The organism is Sphingobium sp. RS1 (assembly GCF_056156825.1).
The window spans coordinates 760,247-778,946 of sequence record NZ_JBLZXE010000002.1 but is presented as its reverse complement, the minus strand read 5'-3'; the positions used below and the strand labels follow the sequence as shown (position 1 = coordinate 778,946).

The 18,700-nt window shown below is 59.8% G+C and carries 13 protein-coding genes; 5 read left to right on the top strand and 8 right to left on the bottom strand.

The features are described 5' to 3' along the window. Positions 1–26 precede the first annotated feature (26 nt). Positions 27–2,135 carry a response regulator gene (locus ACNHGR_RS05355; protein ID WP_475284461.1) on the bottom strand — a complete coding sequence of 703 codons (2,109 nt, stop codon included), beginning with the start codon at positions 2,133–2,135 and terminating at the stop codon, positions 27–29. A gap of 817 nt (positions 2,136–2,952) precedes the next feature. Between ACNHGR_RS05355 and ACNHGR_RS05350 the strand changes: the two genes are divergently transcribed. From ACNHGR_RS05350 to ACNHGR_RS05330, 5 genes are all read left to right on the top strand, one after another. Then, the gene (locus ACNHGR_RS05350) at positions 2,953–4,437 is read left to right on the top strand and encodes an ATPase domain-containing protein (protein ID WP_475284459.1); all 1,485 of its coding nucleotides are present in this window, start codon (positions 2,953–2,955) and stop codon (positions 4,435–4,437) included. 1 nt (position 4,438) lies between these two features. Then, the gene (locus ACNHGR_RS05345) at positions 4,439–7,816 is read left to right on the top strand and encodes a GAF domain-containing protein (RefSeq protein ID WP_475284457.1); all 3,378 of its coding nucleotides are present in this window, start codon (positions 4,439–4,441) and stop codon (positions 7,814–7,816) included. A gap of 207 nt (positions 7,817–8,023) precedes the next feature. After that, a complete protein-coding gene (istA, locus tag ACNHGR_RS05340) occupies positions 8,024–9,523 on the top strand; it encodes an IS21 family transposase (RefSeq protein ID WP_475284455.1) in 1,500 nt (499 codons plus the stop codon). A gap of 20 nt (positions 9,524–9,543) precedes the next feature. Then, positions 9,544–10,350: an IS21-like element helper ATPase IstB gene (gene istB, locus ACNHGR_RS05335; RefSeq protein ID WP_475288326.1), complete on the top strand. Its 807-nt coding sequence runs from the start codon at positions 9,544–9,546 to the stop codon at positions 10,348–10,350. A gap of 314 nt (positions 10,351–10,664) precedes the next feature. Beyond that, complete coding sequence (locus ACNHGR_RS05330) at positions 10,665–10,880, top strand: cold-shock protein (protein WP_475284453.1); 216 nt, start codon at positions 10,665–10,667, stop codon at positions 10,878–10,880. A 610-nt stretch (positions 10,881–11,490) separates the two neighbouring features. Here the strand turns inward: ACNHGR_RS05330 and ACNHGR_RS05325 are convergent. The 7 genes from ACNHGR_RS05325 to ACNHGR_RS05295 form a co-directional block, all read right to left on the bottom strand. Next, complete coding sequence (locus ACNHGR_RS05325; RefSeq protein WP_475284452.1) at positions 11,491–12,123, bottom strand: spermidine synthase; 633 nt, start codon at positions 12,121–12,123, stop codon at positions 11,491–11,493. Positions 12,124–12,952: 829 nt separating this feature from the next. Further along, on the bottom strand, positions 12,953–13,168 hold the full coding sequence (locus ACNHGR_RS05320; RefSeq protein WP_475284450.1) for a hypothetical protein: 216 nt from the start codon (positions 13,166–13,168) through the stop codon (positions 12,953–12,955). A 652-nt stretch (positions 13,169–13,820) separates the two neighbouring features. Then, positions 13,821–15,140 carry an NAD(P)/FAD-dependent oxidoreductase gene (locus tag ACNHGR_RS05315; RefSeq protein ID WP_475284448.1) on the bottom strand — a complete coding sequence of 440 codons (1,320 nt, stop codon included), beginning with the start codon at positions 15,138–15,140 and terminating at the stop codon, positions 13,821–13,823. A gap of 42 nt (positions 15,141–15,182) precedes the next feature. Further along, positions 15,183–15,893 (bottom strand): cupin domain-containing protein, encoded by a 711-nt coding sequence (locus ACNHGR_RS05310; protein ID WP_475284446.1) that lies wholly within the window; start codon positions 15,891–15,893, stop codon positions 15,183–15,185. Positions 15,894–15,930: 37 nt separating this feature from the next. Then, positions 15,931–17,112, bottom strand: a complete 1,182-nt coding sequence (locus tag ACNHGR_RS05305; protein ID WP_475284444.1) for an acetyltransferase domain-containing protein — start codon at positions 17,110–17,112, stop codon at positions 15,931–15,933. Positions 17,113–17,141: 29 nt separating this feature from the next. Continuing rightward, entirely contained in the window at positions 17,142–17,534 is a 393-nt protein-coding gene (locus ACNHGR_RS05300; protein WP_475284442.1) for a RidA family protein, read from the bottom strand. After that, positions 17,534–18,616 (bottom strand): DSD1 family PLP-dependent enzyme, encoded by a 1,083-nt coding sequence (locus ACNHGR_RS05295; RefSeq protein ID WP_475288325.1) that lies wholly within the window; start codon positions 18,614–18,616, stop codon positions 17,534–17,536. The genes ACNHGR_RS05300 and ACNHGR_RS05295 overlap by 1 nt, the downstream gene beginning before the upstream one ends. Positions 18,617–18,700: the final 84 nt, after the last annotated feature.

The window sequence follows — 18,700 nt, the reverse complement described above, 5'->3', positions numbered from 1 at the left end:
TTGTCCGCCACTGTGCCTTTGCACCCTCATGCGATAGATAATGTCTTCTTGAGGGCCAAGCTGAGCGCCTCTGCGCCATAGGGTTTGGCAAGGACGTCGAATTCATCGATACCTTCCCCGATCATCTGCTCGCTATACCCTGTGGCCAGCAGCACTGGCAGGCCCGGGGCTCGAACGCGCAATTGCCGTGCCAGATCGATACCGCTCATGCCTGGCATGACCACGTCGGTAAATATGAGGTCGAACGGATCTTCCTGCAGTGCTCCGAGAGCTTCGGGGCCATTTGCAACGGCGGTCACCTTAGCCCCTAGGTCGTGCAACAAATGCTCCGCAAAGTGGCGCACTTGGTCGTTATCCTCCACAAGCAGAACCTTAAGCCCCTGTGGGATGGGTTCCAACGTACCCTTTTCCTCGATGGTTCGTAGCGCCTTGTCAACGCGAGGGAGAATGATGCGGATCGTCGTCCCGACGCCTTCGCGGGAAAAAATCTCTACCGAGCCTCCGGCCTGAGCCGCAAACCCATGAATCTGGGAAAGCCCCAATCCTGTCCCCTCGCCAACCGGCTTGGTGGTGAAGAAAGGTTCGAATACCCGTTTTACCGTGTCGGGCGACATGCCCATCCCCGTATCGGTGATATCGATTGCGACCCCAGGTTCGTTTGCCAGAGGATGGTCCCGGATCGCAATCGACAGTGTGCCCCCATCGGGCATCGCATCCCGCGCGTTGACCGCTGCATTCAGGATGGCAGTTTCAAATTCGGTGGGATCGACTTCTACCCGCGCTTCCCGCGCGGAGGGCCTGACCTCAATTTGAATACGGCCACCCAGAGAGCGAGCCAAGACCTCTTCCAGTGCGTCGATCTGGATGTTGAGATCGACGACCTCTGGCCGAATGACACGCCTCCTGCTGAAGGCCAGAAGGTGACTGGTAAGGGTCGACGCGCGCTTTGCAGTCGATGCTATACTTTCAATATATCTGGCTCGCTTCTGTTCCGGGAGATCGGGTCTTGCCAGCATCTCCGCAGCACCTGCAATCACTGTCAGCAGGTTATTGAAATCATGCGCCACCCCACCGGTCAGCTGACCGATCGCTTCCAGCTTTTGGGCGTGCCGCAAGGCCTCATGCGCCTGGGTCAGTTCGGCCGTTCGCTCGGACACCCGCCTTTCCAGCATGTCATTTGCTTCACGGACCTGCTGGATAAGGCGGGCATTTTCGATCGCAACCGCCGCTTGGCCTGCCAGCCCGGCAACGAGCCCTTCATCAGCCTCTTGGAACCTGCCGGGTTCAGGATGCCCGAAAAATAATCCGCCCAGCACCTCGCCCTCGCGGGACATAACCGGGACGGCCAGATAACTCCGTACCGGAAGGTGCCCGGCAGGCATGCCAGACCCTGGTTTATTATGCCCGTATCTGGGGTCCAGCGTGATGTCATCAGATCGAACAATCCCATCGCCCTGGAAGGTCGGTGCAAACACCTGCGTGTTTCGAGGCATCGGAAAATCGGCAAAGGCTTCGCGTTCGACCCCAGAGAGAGAGTAAAGCATATAGCTTTCACCCGCTGTGTTGACGACATTGTAGAAAAAGGCGCCGAAAGCCGCTCGTGAAAGTTCGACGCCCGCGTCGGTAACAAGTTGGACAAGACGCCCGAGGTCATGCTCGCCCGCCAGAGCCGCACCGACCCGGTTCATCAGTTCGAGCGCCCGCCGAGCGTTTCGTTCTTCGGTTATATCTTCGCACGAGATCGCGATCCCGATGACGTCACCTGAAGCGGTTCGCACGGGCACCCAATTTTCTCGCCAGCAGCTGGGCTCTCCAGGCTTTCCCAAAGTGGAGGTGATGACTTCATGTCCACATATCGCCTCCCCAGACAACACCTTGCGGAGTCCTGCCAGTGTGTCTTCGGGCAGATCGGGCAATATATCAGTGACCGATTTGCCGATGTGCTCGGCCGCCGCCACACCATTCCATTGGGCGAGCCGGTCGTTGATGCTTACAAAGCGGAGATCCCGATCAAGCATGGCAAGGCCGACAGGAGCGGCTTCATAGATGGCTATGAGCGGATCGCTATCCGTGTGGAGTTGGACGGCATCCGCGGAAATCCCAGCTTTTTCCTCTTTCGCGTTGAAGGAATGCATCGCACTCGTCCCTGACCCAACTGCTTCACATCTGGAGCACGGGAGACGGTTTCGTCAAGATTTTCGCCGGAATCGCAGGGTGGATTCATATAGATCCATATCAAACACCGATATCGTAAGCGGAGCGGCAGGATCGAAATCCTGCTTATAACTTCACGCAAAAAGAAACGTTGTATACTGCCCAAGGGGGGCATCCCTCGTGGGATGTTGCCCCAAAATGCTGCAGCCCGCGAGGCAATGCAGGAAGGTGGCGTCATCGGGGAAGTCCACCGGGACGCAATAGCCGATATGATCGTGCGCAAGCGGAAAGGCTTGGGAGTGTCTACGTCATTCAGGCTGCTGATCTTCCCGCTCATGGTTACCACTGACCTTGCTTACTGGCCGGAGGGCCATTTTTCGTGAACGTACGTGGGTATCAGCGGAGAAGGCCGGATCGACAATCACCGATAGAGAAATTGGTGCAGTGGTAGTCCGGTTCGCTAAGGCCGTAATGAAAGATGATGTGGGTGCTGGCCAAGGTCGATACCCGCTGGGGATATGAGGTTTCTCATTATTTGGTATAGGTGGCAGGTGCTCAGGGAGGGCAAATTGATTGCCCTTAGAGAATAGCTGACCGTCCGGACCTGGGCGCCGAAAATTCGGCTCTGAATGTCTCACAAGGGTCGACATAGGCAAGGATGCTGCTACCCCGCATCGGAAAATGATCAGTCCAGGTTCGACGCCCCCCACGGATACAACAACGGACGGAGGGGTTGATGATTATGCGCCTGTAACGATCGTGGAGATAGAAGTGCTATCGGATGAGCAGCTGCCTGGGATGGCTTCAACTGGCGTCAAAGGCCTCGACGCTATACTGAATGGGGGCCTCACTCCTGAGCGCATGTATCTGGTGGAAGGCACGCCAGGTACGGGCAAAACAACGCTTGGGCTCGGCTTTCTTTTGTCGGGTACGGTTGTGGGCGACGTGGGCCTCTACATCACGCTTGCCGAAACAGAGGTCGAGCTTCGCGCTGTGGGCAGGTCGCATGGCTGGTCACTCGATCAGCTACAATTGTTCGAGATGGTCCCGCCAGACGGCTTTGCTGAAGATCATGAGCAGACATTGCTCCATCCGAGCGAGGTCGAGCTTGGCGAAACCGTCCGCAACATCATGGCGAAGGTCGATGAGTTAAGGCCTGCGCGTGTCGTATTGGACAGCCTCTCCGAGCTGCGCCTGCTCGCTCAAAGTCCGATCCGCTACAGACGCCAGATCCTTGCGCTCAAGCATTTTTTCTCAACCCGCGCCTGCACCGTCCTGCTTCTCGACGATCGGGGAGCAAGCGGGAGCGACCTGCAGCTCCATAGCATCGCGCATGGCGTCATTTCACTCGATCAGACCGTAGCAGGCTTCGGCGCACAACGGCGGCGGCTGACCGTGATCAAGATGCGCGGTGTGCAATTCCGAGGCGGCTATCATGACTTCGAAATTCTGCGTGGCGGCTTGTGCGTGTATCCGCGCTTGATCGCTGGAGACCATGATACGGAAGATGGCGGCGCGATAGTGACGACCGGATCGCTTGAACTCGATACGTTGCTCGGGGGCGGTCTGGTGCCAGGCACGGCCACTTTGCTGACGGGACCGGCCGGGGTTGGCAAGACGACTGCGTCCGTACAATGCATGGTCACGGCGCTCAAGAGAGGCGAGCAGGCGGCATATTTTCTGTTCGATGAGCGCCTCCCGACGCTGATGACGCGCTGCGCTGCGCTCGGCATGGACATCCAGCCTTATCTGGAAAACGGCCAGCTGCAGATGCGGCCGATCGATCCGGCCGAAATGTCGCCGGGAGAATTTGCGGGCTCGGTACGTGCTGCGGTCGAGGACCATGGTGCCCGCATCGTGGTGATCGACAGCCTCAATGCCTATCTCCAGTCCATGCCGAACGAGCAGTTCCTCGTTCTGCAGATGCATGAGATGCTGAGCTTTTTGGGCCAGAAGGGTGTGATCAGCTTGCTCATCCTCGGTCTGCACGGTGTCACCGGCGAGGTCCGTTCGGACGTAGACTTAAGCTACCTTTCTGACACGGTCGTCCAGCTGCGCTATTTCGAGGCACATGGCGAAGTTCGGCAGGCAATATCTGTCATCAAGACGCGGACGGCACGACACGAACGGACGATTCGCGAGTTTCAGATTAGCAGCGGCGGATTGCAACTTGGCGAACCGCTCCGGCAGTTCCAGGGCGTGCTGACCGGCGTTCCCACTTTCTCGGGTGAAACGAAAACGTTGATGGCAAGCCCGGCGGATCCAGATAGCCCCCGAGGATAGGATGAACGGACTCGTCCTGATCCTTGCCCCACGCGGTCGCGATGCCGCGATTGCCGCCGACCTGTTTGCTCGTCACGGCATAGCCGCGCAAATTTGCTCGAATGCGCGTGACCTTGTCCAGCAGCTGAACGACGGCGCGGCGGCTGTTTTGCTAACTGAAGAAGCGTTGTTGGCACCAAACGCGCACGAAATCGCCCTGTGGGTGGCCGGGCAGGAAAGCTGGTCGGACATCCCATTCGTGGTGCTGGCCAATGGATCGCGATCTCCCCGCACCGTTGCAGCCGCCGAGCGTCTATCCGAACTGGGAAATGTGGTCCTACTGGAGCGCCCCCTCCACGCTGAGGCGATGCTCGGCGCGATCCGCTCCTCTCTAAAGGCCAGGGCACGGCAGTTTGAGGTACGCGACACCGCACGGCTAAGCGCAGCACAGAACCGAATCCTCGCGCTCGCCGTCGAGGCGGCGCCGCTTAAAGTCACCTTGAATTCGATTGTGCGTGAGGTTGAAGCGTTGTCGACCTCCGGCGTGATCGGTTCGATCCTGCTGGTGGACGCAAATGGCCGACGATTACGCCACGGTGCCGGTCCCAGCCTGCCGTCCGCTTATAATGATGCGGTGGACGACATCGAGATCGGACCTATGGTTGGCTCTTGTGGCGCAGCGGCTTATCGAGGCGAACCAGTCTTCGCCGCTGATATCGCATCCGATCCGCTTTGGGCAGACCATCGCGAGTTAGCGCTGTCGCATGGCCTTCGGTCTTGCTGGTCTCTCCCCATTGCCTCGGTAGAGGGAGAAATCTTGGGTACTTTCGCAATGTACCACAGCGAACCCCGCGCGCCGATGGCGGCCGACCTGGCCATCGTCGACTTCGTGGTTCGCACGGCGGGTATCGTCATCGCGCGGGCCCGGGCCGAGGATAATCTTCGCGTGAGCGAGGAACGATACCGGCAGATCGTCGAATGTGCCGAGGACTTCGCCATCGTGACCCTCGATTTGACAGGTGGGATCACCGGCTGGAACAGCGGAGCAGAACGGCTCATCGGCTTTTCTCCGCAGGAAGCCATTGGTCGGCCGGGTGCGATGTTCTTCACGTCGGAAGATCAGGCAGCAAATGCGCCCGCGGACGAGATGGCGCGTGCGGCGACTCACGGCCGTGCCGTTAATGAACGATGGCATGTTCGTAAGGATGGCCGTCGGTTTTGGGGATCGGGCCTTACCATGCCGCTCGCCGACCGCGACGGGGGATACGTCAAGATTTTCCGCGACCGCACGGCCGAACATGAAGCGGAGGCCGCCCTGCGCGAAAGTGAGGCGCGCTTGCGGTTCTTCGGCGAGTTGGAGGAGCGGCTGTTCGGCGCGGCCAGCGCCAGCGAAGCGATGCAGGCCGCAGCCGAGATGTTGGGGAAGAAGATCAGCGCAGCCCGGTGCGCCTATGCTGATGTCGATGCCGATAGCGATACCTTCTGGATCCGGAATGACTACACCGCGCCGGGTATCCATAGTTCGATCGGGACATATAGCCTCGATCTTTTCGGGCCCCGCGCTGCAGCCAACATGCGGTGCGGACAAGCGCTCATTGTTCATGATGTGACGGGTGAACTCGCACCCGACCAGGGTCGGGAGATGTTCCAGTCGATCGGTATCGAGGCGATCATCTGCTGCCCGCTGGTAAAGCAGGGCCAGCTCGCCGCAATGATGGCGGTGCATCAGGACCAGCCGCGTGACTGGGCATCCAGTGAGATTACGCTGGTCCGTGAGGTGGCAGAGCGCTGCTGGGCGCATGTCGAGCGGGTCGGTGCCGAAGCGCGTCTCCGGGATAGCGAGGAGCGCTTGCGGCTCGCGGTCGAGAACGCTGAGATCGGCTTTTGGGATGTCGATCTGATCAACGACCGGTTGATCTGGCCGGCTCGCACCAAGGCTATGTTCGGTATCTCGCCGGACGTTCCCGTCACCCTGGAGGACTTCTTCGCCGGCCTGCATCCCGATGACCACGCCGCGACCACGGAAGCGTACTTGGCGGCGGCCGATCCTGAGCGCCGCGCTCTATATGATGTCGATTATCGCACAATCGGGAAGGAAGACGGCATCCTTCGCTGGGTTGCCGCAAAAGGCCGGGGCGTATTTGATCCTTCCGGTCGCTGTCTGCGCGTCGCGGGCACCGCGCTCGAGATCACCGCGCGCAAGCAGGCTGAGGAGGCATTGCAAGACCTGAACGCAACGCTCGAGTCCCGCATCCTGGAGGCGGTCGCGGAACGGGAGGCAGCGCATGACGCATTACGCCAGAGCCAGAAGATGGAGGCGATGGGCCAACTCACGGGCGGAGTTGCGCACGATTTCAACAATCTGCTTACGCCGATAGTGGGCTCGCTGGACATGCTTCTTCGCAAAGGCGTCGGAACCGAGCGCGAGCAGCGATTGATCGCCGGCGCCGCGCAATCGGCCGAGAGAGCCCGCACGCTGGTTCAGCGCCTTCTCGCATTCGCGAGGCGACAGCCTTTACAGTCTATAGCCGTCAATATCGCGCAGCTGGTTGCCGGCATGGGCGACCTCGTCGCAAGCACGACCGGGCCGCAGATCAAGATCATCGTAGAAATTGCCGAGAATCTGCCTGCGGCCAAAGCCGATCCAAATCAGCTCGAGATGGCGCTGCTCAATCTTTCGGTGAACGCCAGAGACGCGATGCCGGATGGCGGTACGCTGCGCATTTCGGCGACGGCGGAGTCCGTATCCGCAAAGCATCACTCCAGGCTCACGCCGGGACACTATGTCTGCATTTCCGTCGCTGATACCGGTACCGGAATGGATGACGCAACGATCGCCCGTGCTATCGAGCCCTTCTTCTCGACCAAAGGTATCGGCAAGGGAACGGGCCTGGGCCTATCGATGGTCCATGGCCTTGCTTCACAGCTTGGTGGCGGCCTTACCATCAACAGCCGGCTCGGCGTCGGGACAAATATTGAACTGTGGCTGCCCGTTAGCGCGACAGCTGCCAATGAAGCATCGGATCTGCAACGGCCGCAGGTCGAGGCCATGCGCCAAGGCGTTGCGTTGCTGGTGGATGACGAGGAACTGGTCCGCATGACCACAGCAGATATGCTCGTGGATCTGGGCTACGTCATCGTGGAAGCGAGTTCTGCGGAAGACGCGTTGCGCGTGCTGGACCGGGGCCAAGAGGTCGATATTGTGGTCACCGACCATCTTATGCCTGGGATGACGGGAACTGAGCTGGCACGGCGGGTACAACTAACCCGACCAAATCTGCCTGTCTTGCTCGTTTCCGGCTATGCCGAGCTCGAAGGTATTGATGCCAGACTTCCCAGGTTGACCAAGCCGTTCCGTAAAGACGAGCTGGCAGCAACCCTCAATTTTCTCTTGGAATAGGAATTGGTTCCTGAACCCCGACAAAGGGCCGACCGCGCAATCAGGACTGGCCTGCTATCGCTATAGCAGAAAGGTCCGCAGTCGCGTCGATAAGCGAACCTGTGCAGGGCGGTGACAAACCAGGCCAATGGAGCGCCGGCAAATTGCTGAGCGCGGCGGAGTAAAAACCAGCCATTGGTAAGGTTGCTCTTTTTGGAGCGGCCGGGGATGTTTGCCGTGGAGAGCTATGCAGCGGTACGCCGCTCTGTGTTTGTCGAAGGGAACAGCCAGCGAGAGGCAGCGAAGGTTTTCGGCCTGAGCCGAGAGACGATCGCGAAGATGTGCCGTTTCTCGCTGCCGCCTGGCTACACGCGCTCCAAGCCTGTCGCCAAGCCGAAGCTAGGATTGTTGCTGCCGGTGATCGACCGGATACTGGCTGAGGATTACGTCGCGCCGGTCAAGCAGCGGCATACGGCCAAGCGGATTTTTGAGCGGTTGCGCGATGAACATGGCTACGGCGGTGGCTATACGGTGGTGAAGGATTACGTGCGGCAGAGCCGTGTGCGCAGCCGCGAGACCTTCGTGCCGCTGGCGCATCCGCCAGGGCACGCTCAGGTGGACTTTGGCGAAGCGGTGGGCGTGATCGGTGGAGTGCGGCAGAAGGTGCATTTCTTCTGCATGGACCTTCCGCAGTCGGATGCCTGTTTTGTGAAGGCCTATCCTGCCGAGACGACGGAAGCCTTTCTGGACGGACATGTTTGCGCGTTCGCCTTCTTTAGCGGGGTGCCGCTCTCGATCCTGTACGACAATACCAGGATCGCGGTCGCCAAAATCTGCGGGGATGGCAAGCGTGAGCGTACCCAGGCCTTCACGGGGCTGGTCAGCCACCACCTGTTTGCCGATCGCTTTGGCCGCCCAGGCAAGGGCAACGACAAGGGGAAGGTCGAAGGGCTGGTGAAGTATGCGCGCTCGCACTTCATGGTGCCGATCCCGCGCGCGGCGACCTATGACGACTTCAACGCAGAGCTGGAACGGCGGTGCCGGGCCCGGCAGGAAGAGCGAGCCGGGCGCCACACCGAGACGATCGGGGAGCGACTGGCGGCAGATCTGGCGGCTTTGCGCCCGCTGCCCGCCGGCACGTTCGAACCATGCGAGACCAAGGGGGCACGCGTCTCCTCGACCGCGCTCGTGCGCTACCGCACCAACGATTACTCGGTGCCGACCTGCTATGGCTTCCAGGACGTCGTAGTGAAGGGCTTCGTCGACCGGGTTGTCATCCTGTGCGGGGGCGAGGAGATTGCCCGTCATCCGCGCTGTTATGGCGAGGCCATGTTTGTGGCAAACCCGCTGCATTATCTGGCGCTGATCGAGACCAAGCCAGGCGCGCTCGATCAGGCCGCCGCGCTTCAGGACTGGACCCTGCCGGAGGACTTCCAGCACCTGCGGCATCTCCTTGAGGTGCGGATGGGCAACAAGGGGAAGCGCGAGTTCATTCAGGTCCTGCGCCTGCTTGAGGCAATGCCGATGGAGGTGGTGACCTTCGCGGTGAAAGAGGCCATCCACATCGGGGCTATCGGCTTCGATGCGGTCAAGCAGATCGCACTGGCGCGGATCGAGCGTAGACCCGCCCGGCTCGACCTGGAAGCGTATCCCCACCTGCCCAGGATGGAGGTCAAGACCACACGCGCTGCCGACTATGCCAGCCTGCTGCCGGGGATCGCTGCATGAGCCGGGCGGGGGATGACAAGATGCCCATCGGCACGACGGCGGGCACGCCGCAGGTGCTGCTGGCGCATCATCTCAAGCAGCTCAAATTGCCCACCGTGCTGCGCGAGTATGAGAAGCTGGCCCGGGAATGTGCGCGCGATGGCGTGGATCATACCCGCTATCTTCTGCGCCTTATCGAGCTGGAACTCATCGACCGGGAGCGGCGCACGGTGGAGCGCCGTATCCGCGCCGCCCGGTTCCCGGCGGTCAAGAGCCTGGACACCTTCGACTTCACGGCCATCCCCAGCCTCAACAAGATGCTCGTGCTCGAACTGGCGCGTTGCGAGTATATCCTGCGGCGGGAAAACATCATCGCGCTGGGCAACAGCGGGACAGGCAAAACCCATGTAGCGCTCGCCCTGGGCTTGGCCGCCTGCCAGAAGGGCTTCAGCGTCCTGTTCACCACCGCTGCCGCCCTGGTGAACCAGTTGATGGAGGCCCGCGATGAAAAGCGGCTCCTGAGGATGCAGCGCGAACTTGCCGCCGTAAAACTGCTGATTGTCGATGAACTGGGCTATGTCCCGCTCTCGCCGACGGGGGCCGAACTGCTGTTCGAAACCTTCTCCCAGCGCTACGAGCGCGGCTCCACGATCGTGACCTCAAATCTACCCTTCGAGGACTGGACCCAGGTCCTGGGCTCTGAGCGGCTGGCTGGCGCGCTCCTTGATCGCCTTACCCACCACGTCAGCATCCTGGCCATGAATGGCGACAGCTACCGGCTCAAGCAGTCTGCCCGCCGCCGCCGCACCGCCGGGGCGGACCAAAACCAGGCCACCACGCCCGACTGAACTGCCGAAAACGGCCAATATGCAAAGGGCCCCGATCGGGGCCCTTTGCATATCATCCGCGCCACATTCACTGGCCTGCTTTTACTCCGCCACGCTGGCCTAAAATCCGACCGCCGTTGACAGACAATCCATCAGCTCTGTGATTTCAGCTGGACGCTATTGTAATGACCTTCCCAACACACCATGTTGCAAACGCTACAGTCGCAAATCGACGGTCTTCGGCGCTTTGCAGCACCTATCTCCTTCTTTCCCTGCCTCCCCTAGCGAGAGGCCGGCCACATTGGTCGGTCTGCATTGAAAGAAAGGAAGCTCACATGAGCAGCAATACCGGCACCGTCAAATTCTTCAACGCCGATAAAGGCTTTGGCTTCATCGCCCCTGATAACGGGGGAGCCGACGCCTTCGTTCATATCAGCGCGGTCGAGCGTGCCGGCCTGGCTACGCTTCGCGAGAAGGATCGAGTGTCCTATGATCTTGAACAGGACAAGCGCGGTAAAATGGCCGCTGTGAACATCGCCCACGCCGAATAAGGCGCGGTTGATCGTCCGGACGCGCCGCTCCCATGGCGCGTTCGGGCCAATCTCTGACAGGAGATATTATATGGCAGCTATCGACTATCGGGCTCTGGCGGCGAAGGCCCGCGAAGAAGCGGACGCTTCCACGCTCGACAATGTGCGCAAACGCTGCCTTCGCGCCGAAGCTGCTTGGCTCGTTCTGGCGGGCAGGCATGACACAGTAGAAAATAACCGGGCCAGACGCGAGGCTGACCGCTCTATACTATAGGTGAGATGACCATATCAGGTCGCCTTGTTCAAAGGGAGCTTTGAGGACAAAGCTATTCTAGTAAAAGCCCTCACACAGGGAACAAGCGTGGCTGACGATCGTCCTCCGATTGGTGATTAAATCCTGGGCACGGTGCCTCCGATATTCGCCGGAGCTATGTGCCATTTTTATCAAATCTTCAACGCCGCCTGCTCGGCGAGATGCGCTCGACCGTTTCGGTCGAAGTCTCGAAGATGATATACCTCTAGCTGACGATGATGACGATTTTTGCGGACATCATTGCCGAATTGTACGACATTCCCACAGCCGCTTTCCAAGGCTGCTCCCCAAAGTCGAGCTAGGTAAGAAATTATCGCATCAGGCAGCAGTGCTGCCCGCTTTCGCGGCAAACCAAATATTATGCCAGCGCTCCCGGCTCCCGATATATGCCGGTAATATGATCTCGTCGACCGCGAAGCCGGCGTCTTCCAGTCTTGTGGCAAACGCATCGTCCGAATAGGATGACCATATTGACAGGAGCCCGCCGGGGCGAAGGGCTGCATAGGCAGCGCGGATGCCGGAAAGAGAATAGAGCCGGTCATTTTGCGCGGTAATGAAACCGTCCGGACCGTTATCGACATCCAGCAATATGGCGTCGTATCGACCTTCTTCTTCGACAATGATGTCATGGACATCCTCCAGGCGCAGGCGGACGCGTGGGTCGGCTAGGCCATTGCCAAAGAGATGAGCGAGAGGCCCTCGCGCCCAGCTAACGATCTTGGGCACAAGTTCGGCAACGGTGATCGACGCGTCGGCGTTCCATGAGGTGAGGGCAGCACTCAGTGTAAAGCCCATGCCCAGGCCACCTATCAACACCTGTCCGCCATCTTGCGCCAGTCGTTCGCGCGTAAGTGTGGCAAGCGCAACTTCCGATATATGATCCTGGCTTCCCATTAGTTCGTCCGCCCCGAACTGGATGGAAAATTCCTTTCCACACTTGAGGAGGTGCAATTGGCCACCTCCAGGGATATCCGCAACGTCGACAATTTTGATGGGCGGCCGACTTTCAGACCGGGCTTCAGCGGGATCGGCCGATGTCACGGGCACGGCATGGGGATGGCGGCTGTACCGCTGGGGTGACGCGCGATGGCGTGGCATACTGTTCCTGTCGGATGCTCGGATCAGTCGCGACGTAAACCAGCATGGCGTCCATTGCGCGGTGATGGCCGGCTTTGGCCTATTTCGGGCCGGAGACCAAACCCTAATTGATCGACATCGACGGTTCGCGAAGTCGCCGACGTCATCTCCAGCCAAGTCGGCATAGTGCAAGCCGTTCGCGTGTCGTCACGGGCAGATCTTCGAAGCGTGGCTCCGCCAGCGACCATCGTCGGGCCGGAACTCCTCCGCCATTAAACGCCGTCCGATCAGGGCGCCCTGCCAGCCTGCTCTCTCGTGCCTTCTCGATTGAGCACGGCAATGATCTTTCCATAGGCACGCGCTAGTTCTTCGTGTCTGCTACGTTTTTCAGGGCAAGTTGCGACCATGGCTTGATTGAGTTCTGCATTCTGTCGGCGGGTAAGGTAGGCGTTGGATTCCATCATTCACCTCCACCGTGTCGAGGGCGGAGGCTTCCGCGCGATAAAGCTGCCGGAGCGCCTCACCTCTCCCGTGATTAGCTGTCCTTTTACGAGACCGCGCAGAGTTTCCGTGTCGTCCGACGACGACATTACGACGCGCAAGCCACCAGAGACCAGTGGTTCAATCACCGATATCCGCAGCGCATGTTTCTGACAGAGAGACTCAATTTTGGCTTCTGTCTCCTGGACGTGGATGACCCGGCTCAAAGCGCGGCATCCTTCGCACGCAGAGGAAGCGGATCGAACGATGTCGCAAAGCCAATGGCTTCCGATCGGTAGGGCGCGCGATGGTCGCGAATGCGTTCCGCATATTTCCGGGCGAGATGCTGATGCGCACGGCGCGCTGCAAATCCCGGCGCGGTCTGAGCGCGGAGCAGTTCCTCCTGCTCGCGTTTCAGCAGATAGTTGAGATCGTCCATTGAAAGGCTCCTCGGCTTGGCAAGCGGGAGCGCGATTGTCTCTCAGTCACAGCGGATGCCTGCAGCATTTTCCGCGCAATGACGCTTTGTAGCACAGAATACCACCATCGTCGCGAATTTAATTTTATGAAATCACCTTATTTCTCTCATTTTCGGAAAATACCATATAAAAACTCGCTAGACAGTATTCGGAAACATCTGAAAGAATAACTATATAAAATCATCTATCAACAACATGATGTGCGTGTAAGTTTGTTTAATTTCGATATTTAAATATTTTATATTGCATATTTTCACTATTTTTGTTTGGCGGATATTTGGTGGCGAGCGGAGAGAATGGCGCGCCGGTATCAGCTGCAGAGCCCGTGAAGCTGGTACATTAGCTATATGCTTCATGATCCTTTCTCCATGGCCGGACTCTCATAATGCTGAAGGAGGATCAAACGGGGGGTGGGAAGCACATCATTGGCGATGGATGCGAACCGCAGCTATCACCACCTGCGACCCCGAACAGGACATTCGCCAATCGGTCAGTCTTGGGCATCCAGAATGGGAAAGCTGCCGGTCTGCACCTGGGAGTGTAAAATTGAGTGCTGAACGACCGGCAAGGGTCGGTTTCGTAAATCCAACAATTACCGACACTTGAGCGCGCCTAAAGTGAGCCGACTTTAATCCTGGAACCGTCGACAAAGCGGCTGAGCCGGAAATGGGCGGTATCGACAGCGGGCGTATCCTGAGCGATCAGTTGACTGGCAAGATAACCGATGCCAGGGCCCAGCCCGAAACCATGACCGGAACAGCCAGCGGCGAGAAACAGGCCTTCCAAGCCTCCAGTTGCTGATATGACGGGCACCGCATCAGGCGTGCAATCGACATAGGCGCCCCAAGCCTGATCAATCTCGATGCCCGCGAGTTGAGGGAATGTGGTTCGCACATTCTCCATGATCGCTTGCACCAACTTACGGTTAGGCGCGGGATTGAGAACCCGGTTCTTCTCGAAGATATGATCGCTGCCGAACATGCCGACCAGCGATTCAGGGCCTCTGATGAACGACGCACCGACCTGCATGTTTACCGCTTTGATCCGCTGGATGAACTGGGGCATGAAAGCGCCAGCAAATGCGATACCCTGCGGCGTCAGTTCAAGTGCGGCCCGTCCGCTGATTGCCAATGTGTAGCTGCCGTCCAGTCTGCGCGTCATGGCCAGGTCGGGGCAATAGATTACGTTACCCACGTTCACCGTCGGTTTGCTGCGGACGGCGGTCTGCCTGACACTCGCTTGCGGAAATTTGATGCCATGTCGGCGCAAAAAGCCGGATGCCCACGCGCCAGACGCGCACAGAACGGCGTCGGCTTTGATCAATCCCCGCTCGCTATGGACGCCCGTTACCCTGCCGTTGGTAATGTCCAGACCGCGAACCGCGCAATTTTGGTGAATGGTTGCGCCCAATGCGCGCGCGCCCTCTGCAATGACCGGTGCAGCGAGCGCGGGTTCCGCCTTGCCATCGGCCACCGAATGTATGCCGCCGACCCATTTGCGGCGGTTTTCCGGGATGCGGTCGGCGGCCTGCGAAGCGCTGAGCATATGGGTTTCGACACCAAATTCACGCGCTGTCGACCGCCACGCTTCCCAACCGGCCAGCATGGCGGCATCGTCCGTGGCATAAACCAGCCCTGTCCGGCGAAAACCGAGATCCTGCCCGATCTCGCCAGCCAGAGAGTCCCATAAGGACATGGACAGCAGGGACAGCGGCATTTCGCGAGGATCGCGGTTTTGCTGTCGGCACCAGCCCCATGTCCGGCTGGATTGCTCACAGGCGATATGGCCTTTTTCGAGTAGAGCGACTTTCAGCCCCCGCTTTGCCAGATAATAGGCTGAGGCTGTCCCCACGATGCCGCCGCCGATGACGACGACGTCTACGGCATCTGGCAATGCAGGATCGCTGGCAATGGCTTTTACGGCCGGGTTCATAGGAGAAAACCTTGGCTGATCATGGGCAGAGATGCTCGAAATTCACTTGCTGGATTTGAAGTAGGCGTAAATCTTTTTAACATGGGCGTAGCTCTCCCAGGTGCATCTTGCCCCTTGCTCGATAATAAATGTATCGCCCTTGGAGAATGTCGCGGTGCGGTCCGCCTCGTCGATGAACGTGACGTCGCCTTCAAGCAGGTGCATCAGCTCGCAATGCTGGAAATATATGGCGCGCCGTTGATAGGGCGTGGAATCCCAAATCCCGCACAAAAACTCATCCCCGGTGGACCGGAACATGCTGTTGGAACGGCAGGATGGCACCGGACTGGTCAGGACTTCCAGCGCTGGAGGGTTGGAGGGACTGAGCGGCGCGTCATTGTCGATGGCGACAATGTCATGCGTGCCCTCGACCGCGTCCAGATAGCGCATGCCGATCATGGTGACGGGACGCTCTGCCTTCCAGCGAAATGCCGTTCCCTTTGCTATGACGGCGCTCGTTCCGGGGCTCAGGGTCAGTTCCTGCTGCGCGGTGGAGAGGTGGATTTCGCCATCCTGAGCGACAATCCACAAGTCGCCCCGATCTTCATGGGCTTCGCCGTCGCCTGCGGCGATCGTCGCGGCCAGCACTTCGCATGCGCCTGCGCGTATTTCGGCGATCCGTCCGCCGGTGCCGAAGGGATCGGCGTCAACTGTCAGGGGGTTGTCGCTGGCCTTGACGCGCAGGTCGACAAAAGTGGGATGATCAACGCTCATTTCGTTTCCATGTCAGAGGGCGTAACTGAGACGTCGTTCAGAGATATTTCAGCCACCAAATGTCCTTGCGCCGCTTCTTGAGGTTGGAGAACCAGCGGGTCGGGAAATAGAGCGGCACGATCAGCCCCAGATACCAGACCCACACCCAGCCCAGTGAATTCACGCCGAAGATGTCGCCATGGTTGGTTCCCCAGATCGCCCGCGCGCTGAGGTACAGGATGCGCAACAGATAAAGGTGGAAGAGGTAGAAGAACATTGGCGCACCGCCCATGACCGACAGCCAGTGGGTCGGGCGGGCGTCGTTGGCCCGTTCGAAGGCGGCCAGCAGGATCAGGCCCACGCCCAGCGTCGGCAGCAGGAACAGCAGCGAGGGGGGATATTTGGTGAGTGCCAGGAAACTCATCAGCGTGCGGATCGGCTCGCCAGGCACAACAAACCATGGTGCGTCACCATAGATATTGAGCGCGCGCAGGATGATGAAGCCGATGATCATCGCCGCGCCGGTCCCGCGTAACGTGCGGCGTCGAACGCCCGGCGTCAGCCTGTTGAACCAGCCGCCCGCCGACCATCCAAGGCAGATGACACCGATCCACGGCAGGATGGGATAGTTGAACTTGATGACCGTGCCAGCCAGTTCGATTTGCGACCGTTCGTGGATGATGGCCCATGGCACAAATAGCGGATGGTTGGCCGGGAAGGTGATGCCGTCCAGCAGATTATGCCCGGCGACCAGCACCAGCCCCAATGCGAGGATCGCGCGTGCGGGCAGATGGATCAGCCCCGCCAATAGGATCATGCAGAGGCCGATGGCCCATATAACCTGAAGGAAGACGAACTGCGGAACCAGCTCGGCACGCCAGGAGAAATTCACCAGTGTCAGTTCGAGCAACACCAGAAACGCACCACGGCTCAATAGGAAGCGGCTCGTTTCCGCCAGACTGTGCTTCTGGTGGTAAAGATAGGCCGAAAGCCCCGTCAGGGCCACGAAGATTGGCGCGCAGAGCGTGCTGGTGATCCGAGTGAAGAACAGGGCAGGCATGATCGTCCGCGCATCCACCGGATCGCCCACGGCCATGTAGAGGAACCAGGTTTCCCGCACATGGTCGAGCAGCATGATGACCATGACCAGCCCGCGCAGGGCATCGATACTCTGTAGCCTTGTTGCGGCGGCCGCCGGTTTGGAGGCAGACGCAGCGGGTGAATAAGCGAGGGTGGCCATGGGCGCCTCCGGGTTTAAGATGGATGGAATCAGGCGGAAAGGCGCGCGATCGCGTCCACCTCGACCAGAAAGCCATAATGTAGTTCAAGCACCGGCACGACGGTTCGGGCTGGGCGTGCGTCGCCCAGCATCTCGCCATAAATGCGGTTGAACTCCGGCCAGTTTGCGACCCCGACGATATAGGCGGTAACGCGGCACAGGTCGTGCGGCTGGCCCCCGGCGGCTTCCAGGATCGCCAGCATGTTGGCTATCGCCTGCCGCGCCTGAGCTTCGAAACCCATGTCGTCCAGCGGCGCCTTGTCGGCGCGGATCGGCAACTGGCCCGAAATATAGAGATCATCGCCGGACCGGATCGCCTGCGCATAATGACCAGCGGGAGCCGGGGCGGCCGGGGTCAGGATCGGTTGCAATTTGTCGGTCATTACCATCCTCCGAAACGCTGCCACTCACCATGGACGATGTCCGAGGCGCCGTGGACGACATGATAGGTGCGGTGCTGCGCGCCGGTGGCGCAGGCATGATTGGGCAGGATGCGCAGGCGATCGCCGATCTTCAGGTCGGGCAGCGACGCATTGCTTCCTGGGCGGACCATGATGATGCCATGTTCCTGATTGGCGTCGGACAGGATCAAATCGTCATAGGGCCGACCGCTGGCGTCGCAGACGATGCCATAGCCCTGATTGACCGCCTGTTTCGATGTGCCGCGATCCTGCGACATCGCCATCCAGCCAGCGTCGATCACGATCCAGCCCTTTTCGCGCTGATGACCGATCACCGTGCCCAGCACGGAGACGGCAATATCATCGATTTGGCAGATGCCGATTCCGGCCATAACCAGATCGAAAAAGACGAAGACCCCGGCACGCACCTCCGTCACGCCGGTCAGGTCCGTGGCATGATGTGCTGTCGGGGTGGAGCCGATGCTGACAACGGGGCAGGGAAGTCCCGCCTCGCGCAGGATGGCGGCGGCATCGACGACGCTGAGCCGTTCTTCCTCGGCGCAGCGGCGCAGTGCTTCCTCGCCGCGCGCGCCATAGCTGGCGCCTGCATGGGTGAGCACGCCGCGCAACGCGCCGCCGTCCTCCAACGCCTGACCGATCTCGATCAGGCGATCCCTGTCGGTCGGCAGCACGCCGGACCGATGGCCATCGCAATCGATCTCGATCAGCGCGGGGATGGCGTCACCTGCTTCGCGAGAGGCGGTCGCGACCGCCTGAGCCTGCTCCACCGTGTCGAGCACCACGGCGAGATCGACGCCCCGTCGACGCAGTTCGATCACTTTCGCCAGCTTCCACGGCGCAATGCCCACGGCGTAGATGATGTCACGCACACCGGCGTTCGCAAAAAGCTCCGCTTCCTTGAGCGTCGATACCGTTGCCGGGCCTTCGGGCGTGCCCATGACGCGCCGGGCTACCTCGACCGACTTGGCGGTCTTGAGGTGCGGGCGCAGGGTCACGCCCAGCGGGGCGAGCCGCGCCCGCAGCCGGGCGATATTGCGGTCCATACGCTCCGAATCCAGAAGGAGGCACGGTGTTTCCAGATCGCACAGGCGCGTGATGGTGTCCGCACCCTGATCCTGTTCCAAACT

What these genes read in the sequence shown, in the direction of transcription:
- ACNHGR_RS05305 (WP_475284444.1), bottom strand. Translation starts at nt 17,112, where the DNA reads ATGGCCACCCTCGCTTATTCACCCGCTGCGTCTGCCTCCAAACCGGCG.
- ACNHGR_RS05345 (WP_475284457.1), top strand. Translation starts at nt 4,439, where the DNA reads ATGAACGGACTCGTCCTGATCCTTGCCCCACGCGGTCGCGATGCCGCG.
- istA (WP_475284455.1), top strand. Translation starts at nt 8,024, where the DNA reads ATGTTTGCCGTGGAGAGCTATGCAGCGGTACGCCGCTCTGTGTTTGTC.
- ACNHGR_RS05350 (WP_475284459.1), top strand. Translation starts at nt 2,953, where the DNA reads ATGGCTTCAACTGGCGTCAAAGGCCTCGACGCTATACTGAATGGGGGC.
- ACNHGR_RS05355 (WP_475284461.1), bottom strand. Translation starts at nt 2,135, where the DNA reads ATGCATTCCTTCAACGCGAAAGAGGAAAAAGCTGGGATTTCCGCGGAT.
- ACNHGR_RS05330 (WP_475284453.1), top strand. Translation starts at nt 10,665, where the DNA reads ATGAGCAGCAATACCGGCACCGTCAAATTCTTCAACGCCGATAAAGGC.
- ACNHGR_RS05315 (WP_475284448.1), bottom strand. Translation starts at nt 15,140, where the DNA reads ATGAACCCGGCCGTAAAAGCCATTGCCAGCGATCCTGCATTGCCAGAT.
- ACNHGR_RS05310 (WP_475284446.1), bottom strand. Translation starts at nt 15,893, where the DNA reads ATGAGCGTTGATCATCCCACTTTTGTCGACCTGCGCGTCAAGGCCAGC.
- ACNHGR_RS05320 (WP_475284450.1), bottom strand. Translation starts at nt 13,168, where the DNA reads ATGGACGATCTCAACTATCTGCTGAAACGCGAGCAGGAGGAACTGCTC.
- istB (WP_475288326.1), top strand. Translation starts at nt 9,544, where the DNA reads ATGCCCATCGGCACGACGGCGGGCACGCCGCAGGTGCTGCTGGCGCAT.
- ACNHGR_RS05300 (WP_475284442.1), bottom strand. Translation starts at nt 17,534, where the DNA reads ATGACCGACAAATTGCAACCGATCCTGACCCCGGCCGCCCCGGCTCCC.
- ACNHGR_RS05295 (WP_475288325.1), bottom strand. Translation starts at nt 18,616, where the DNA reads ATGGACCGCAATATCGCCCGGCTGCGGGCGCGGCTCGCCCCGCTGGGC.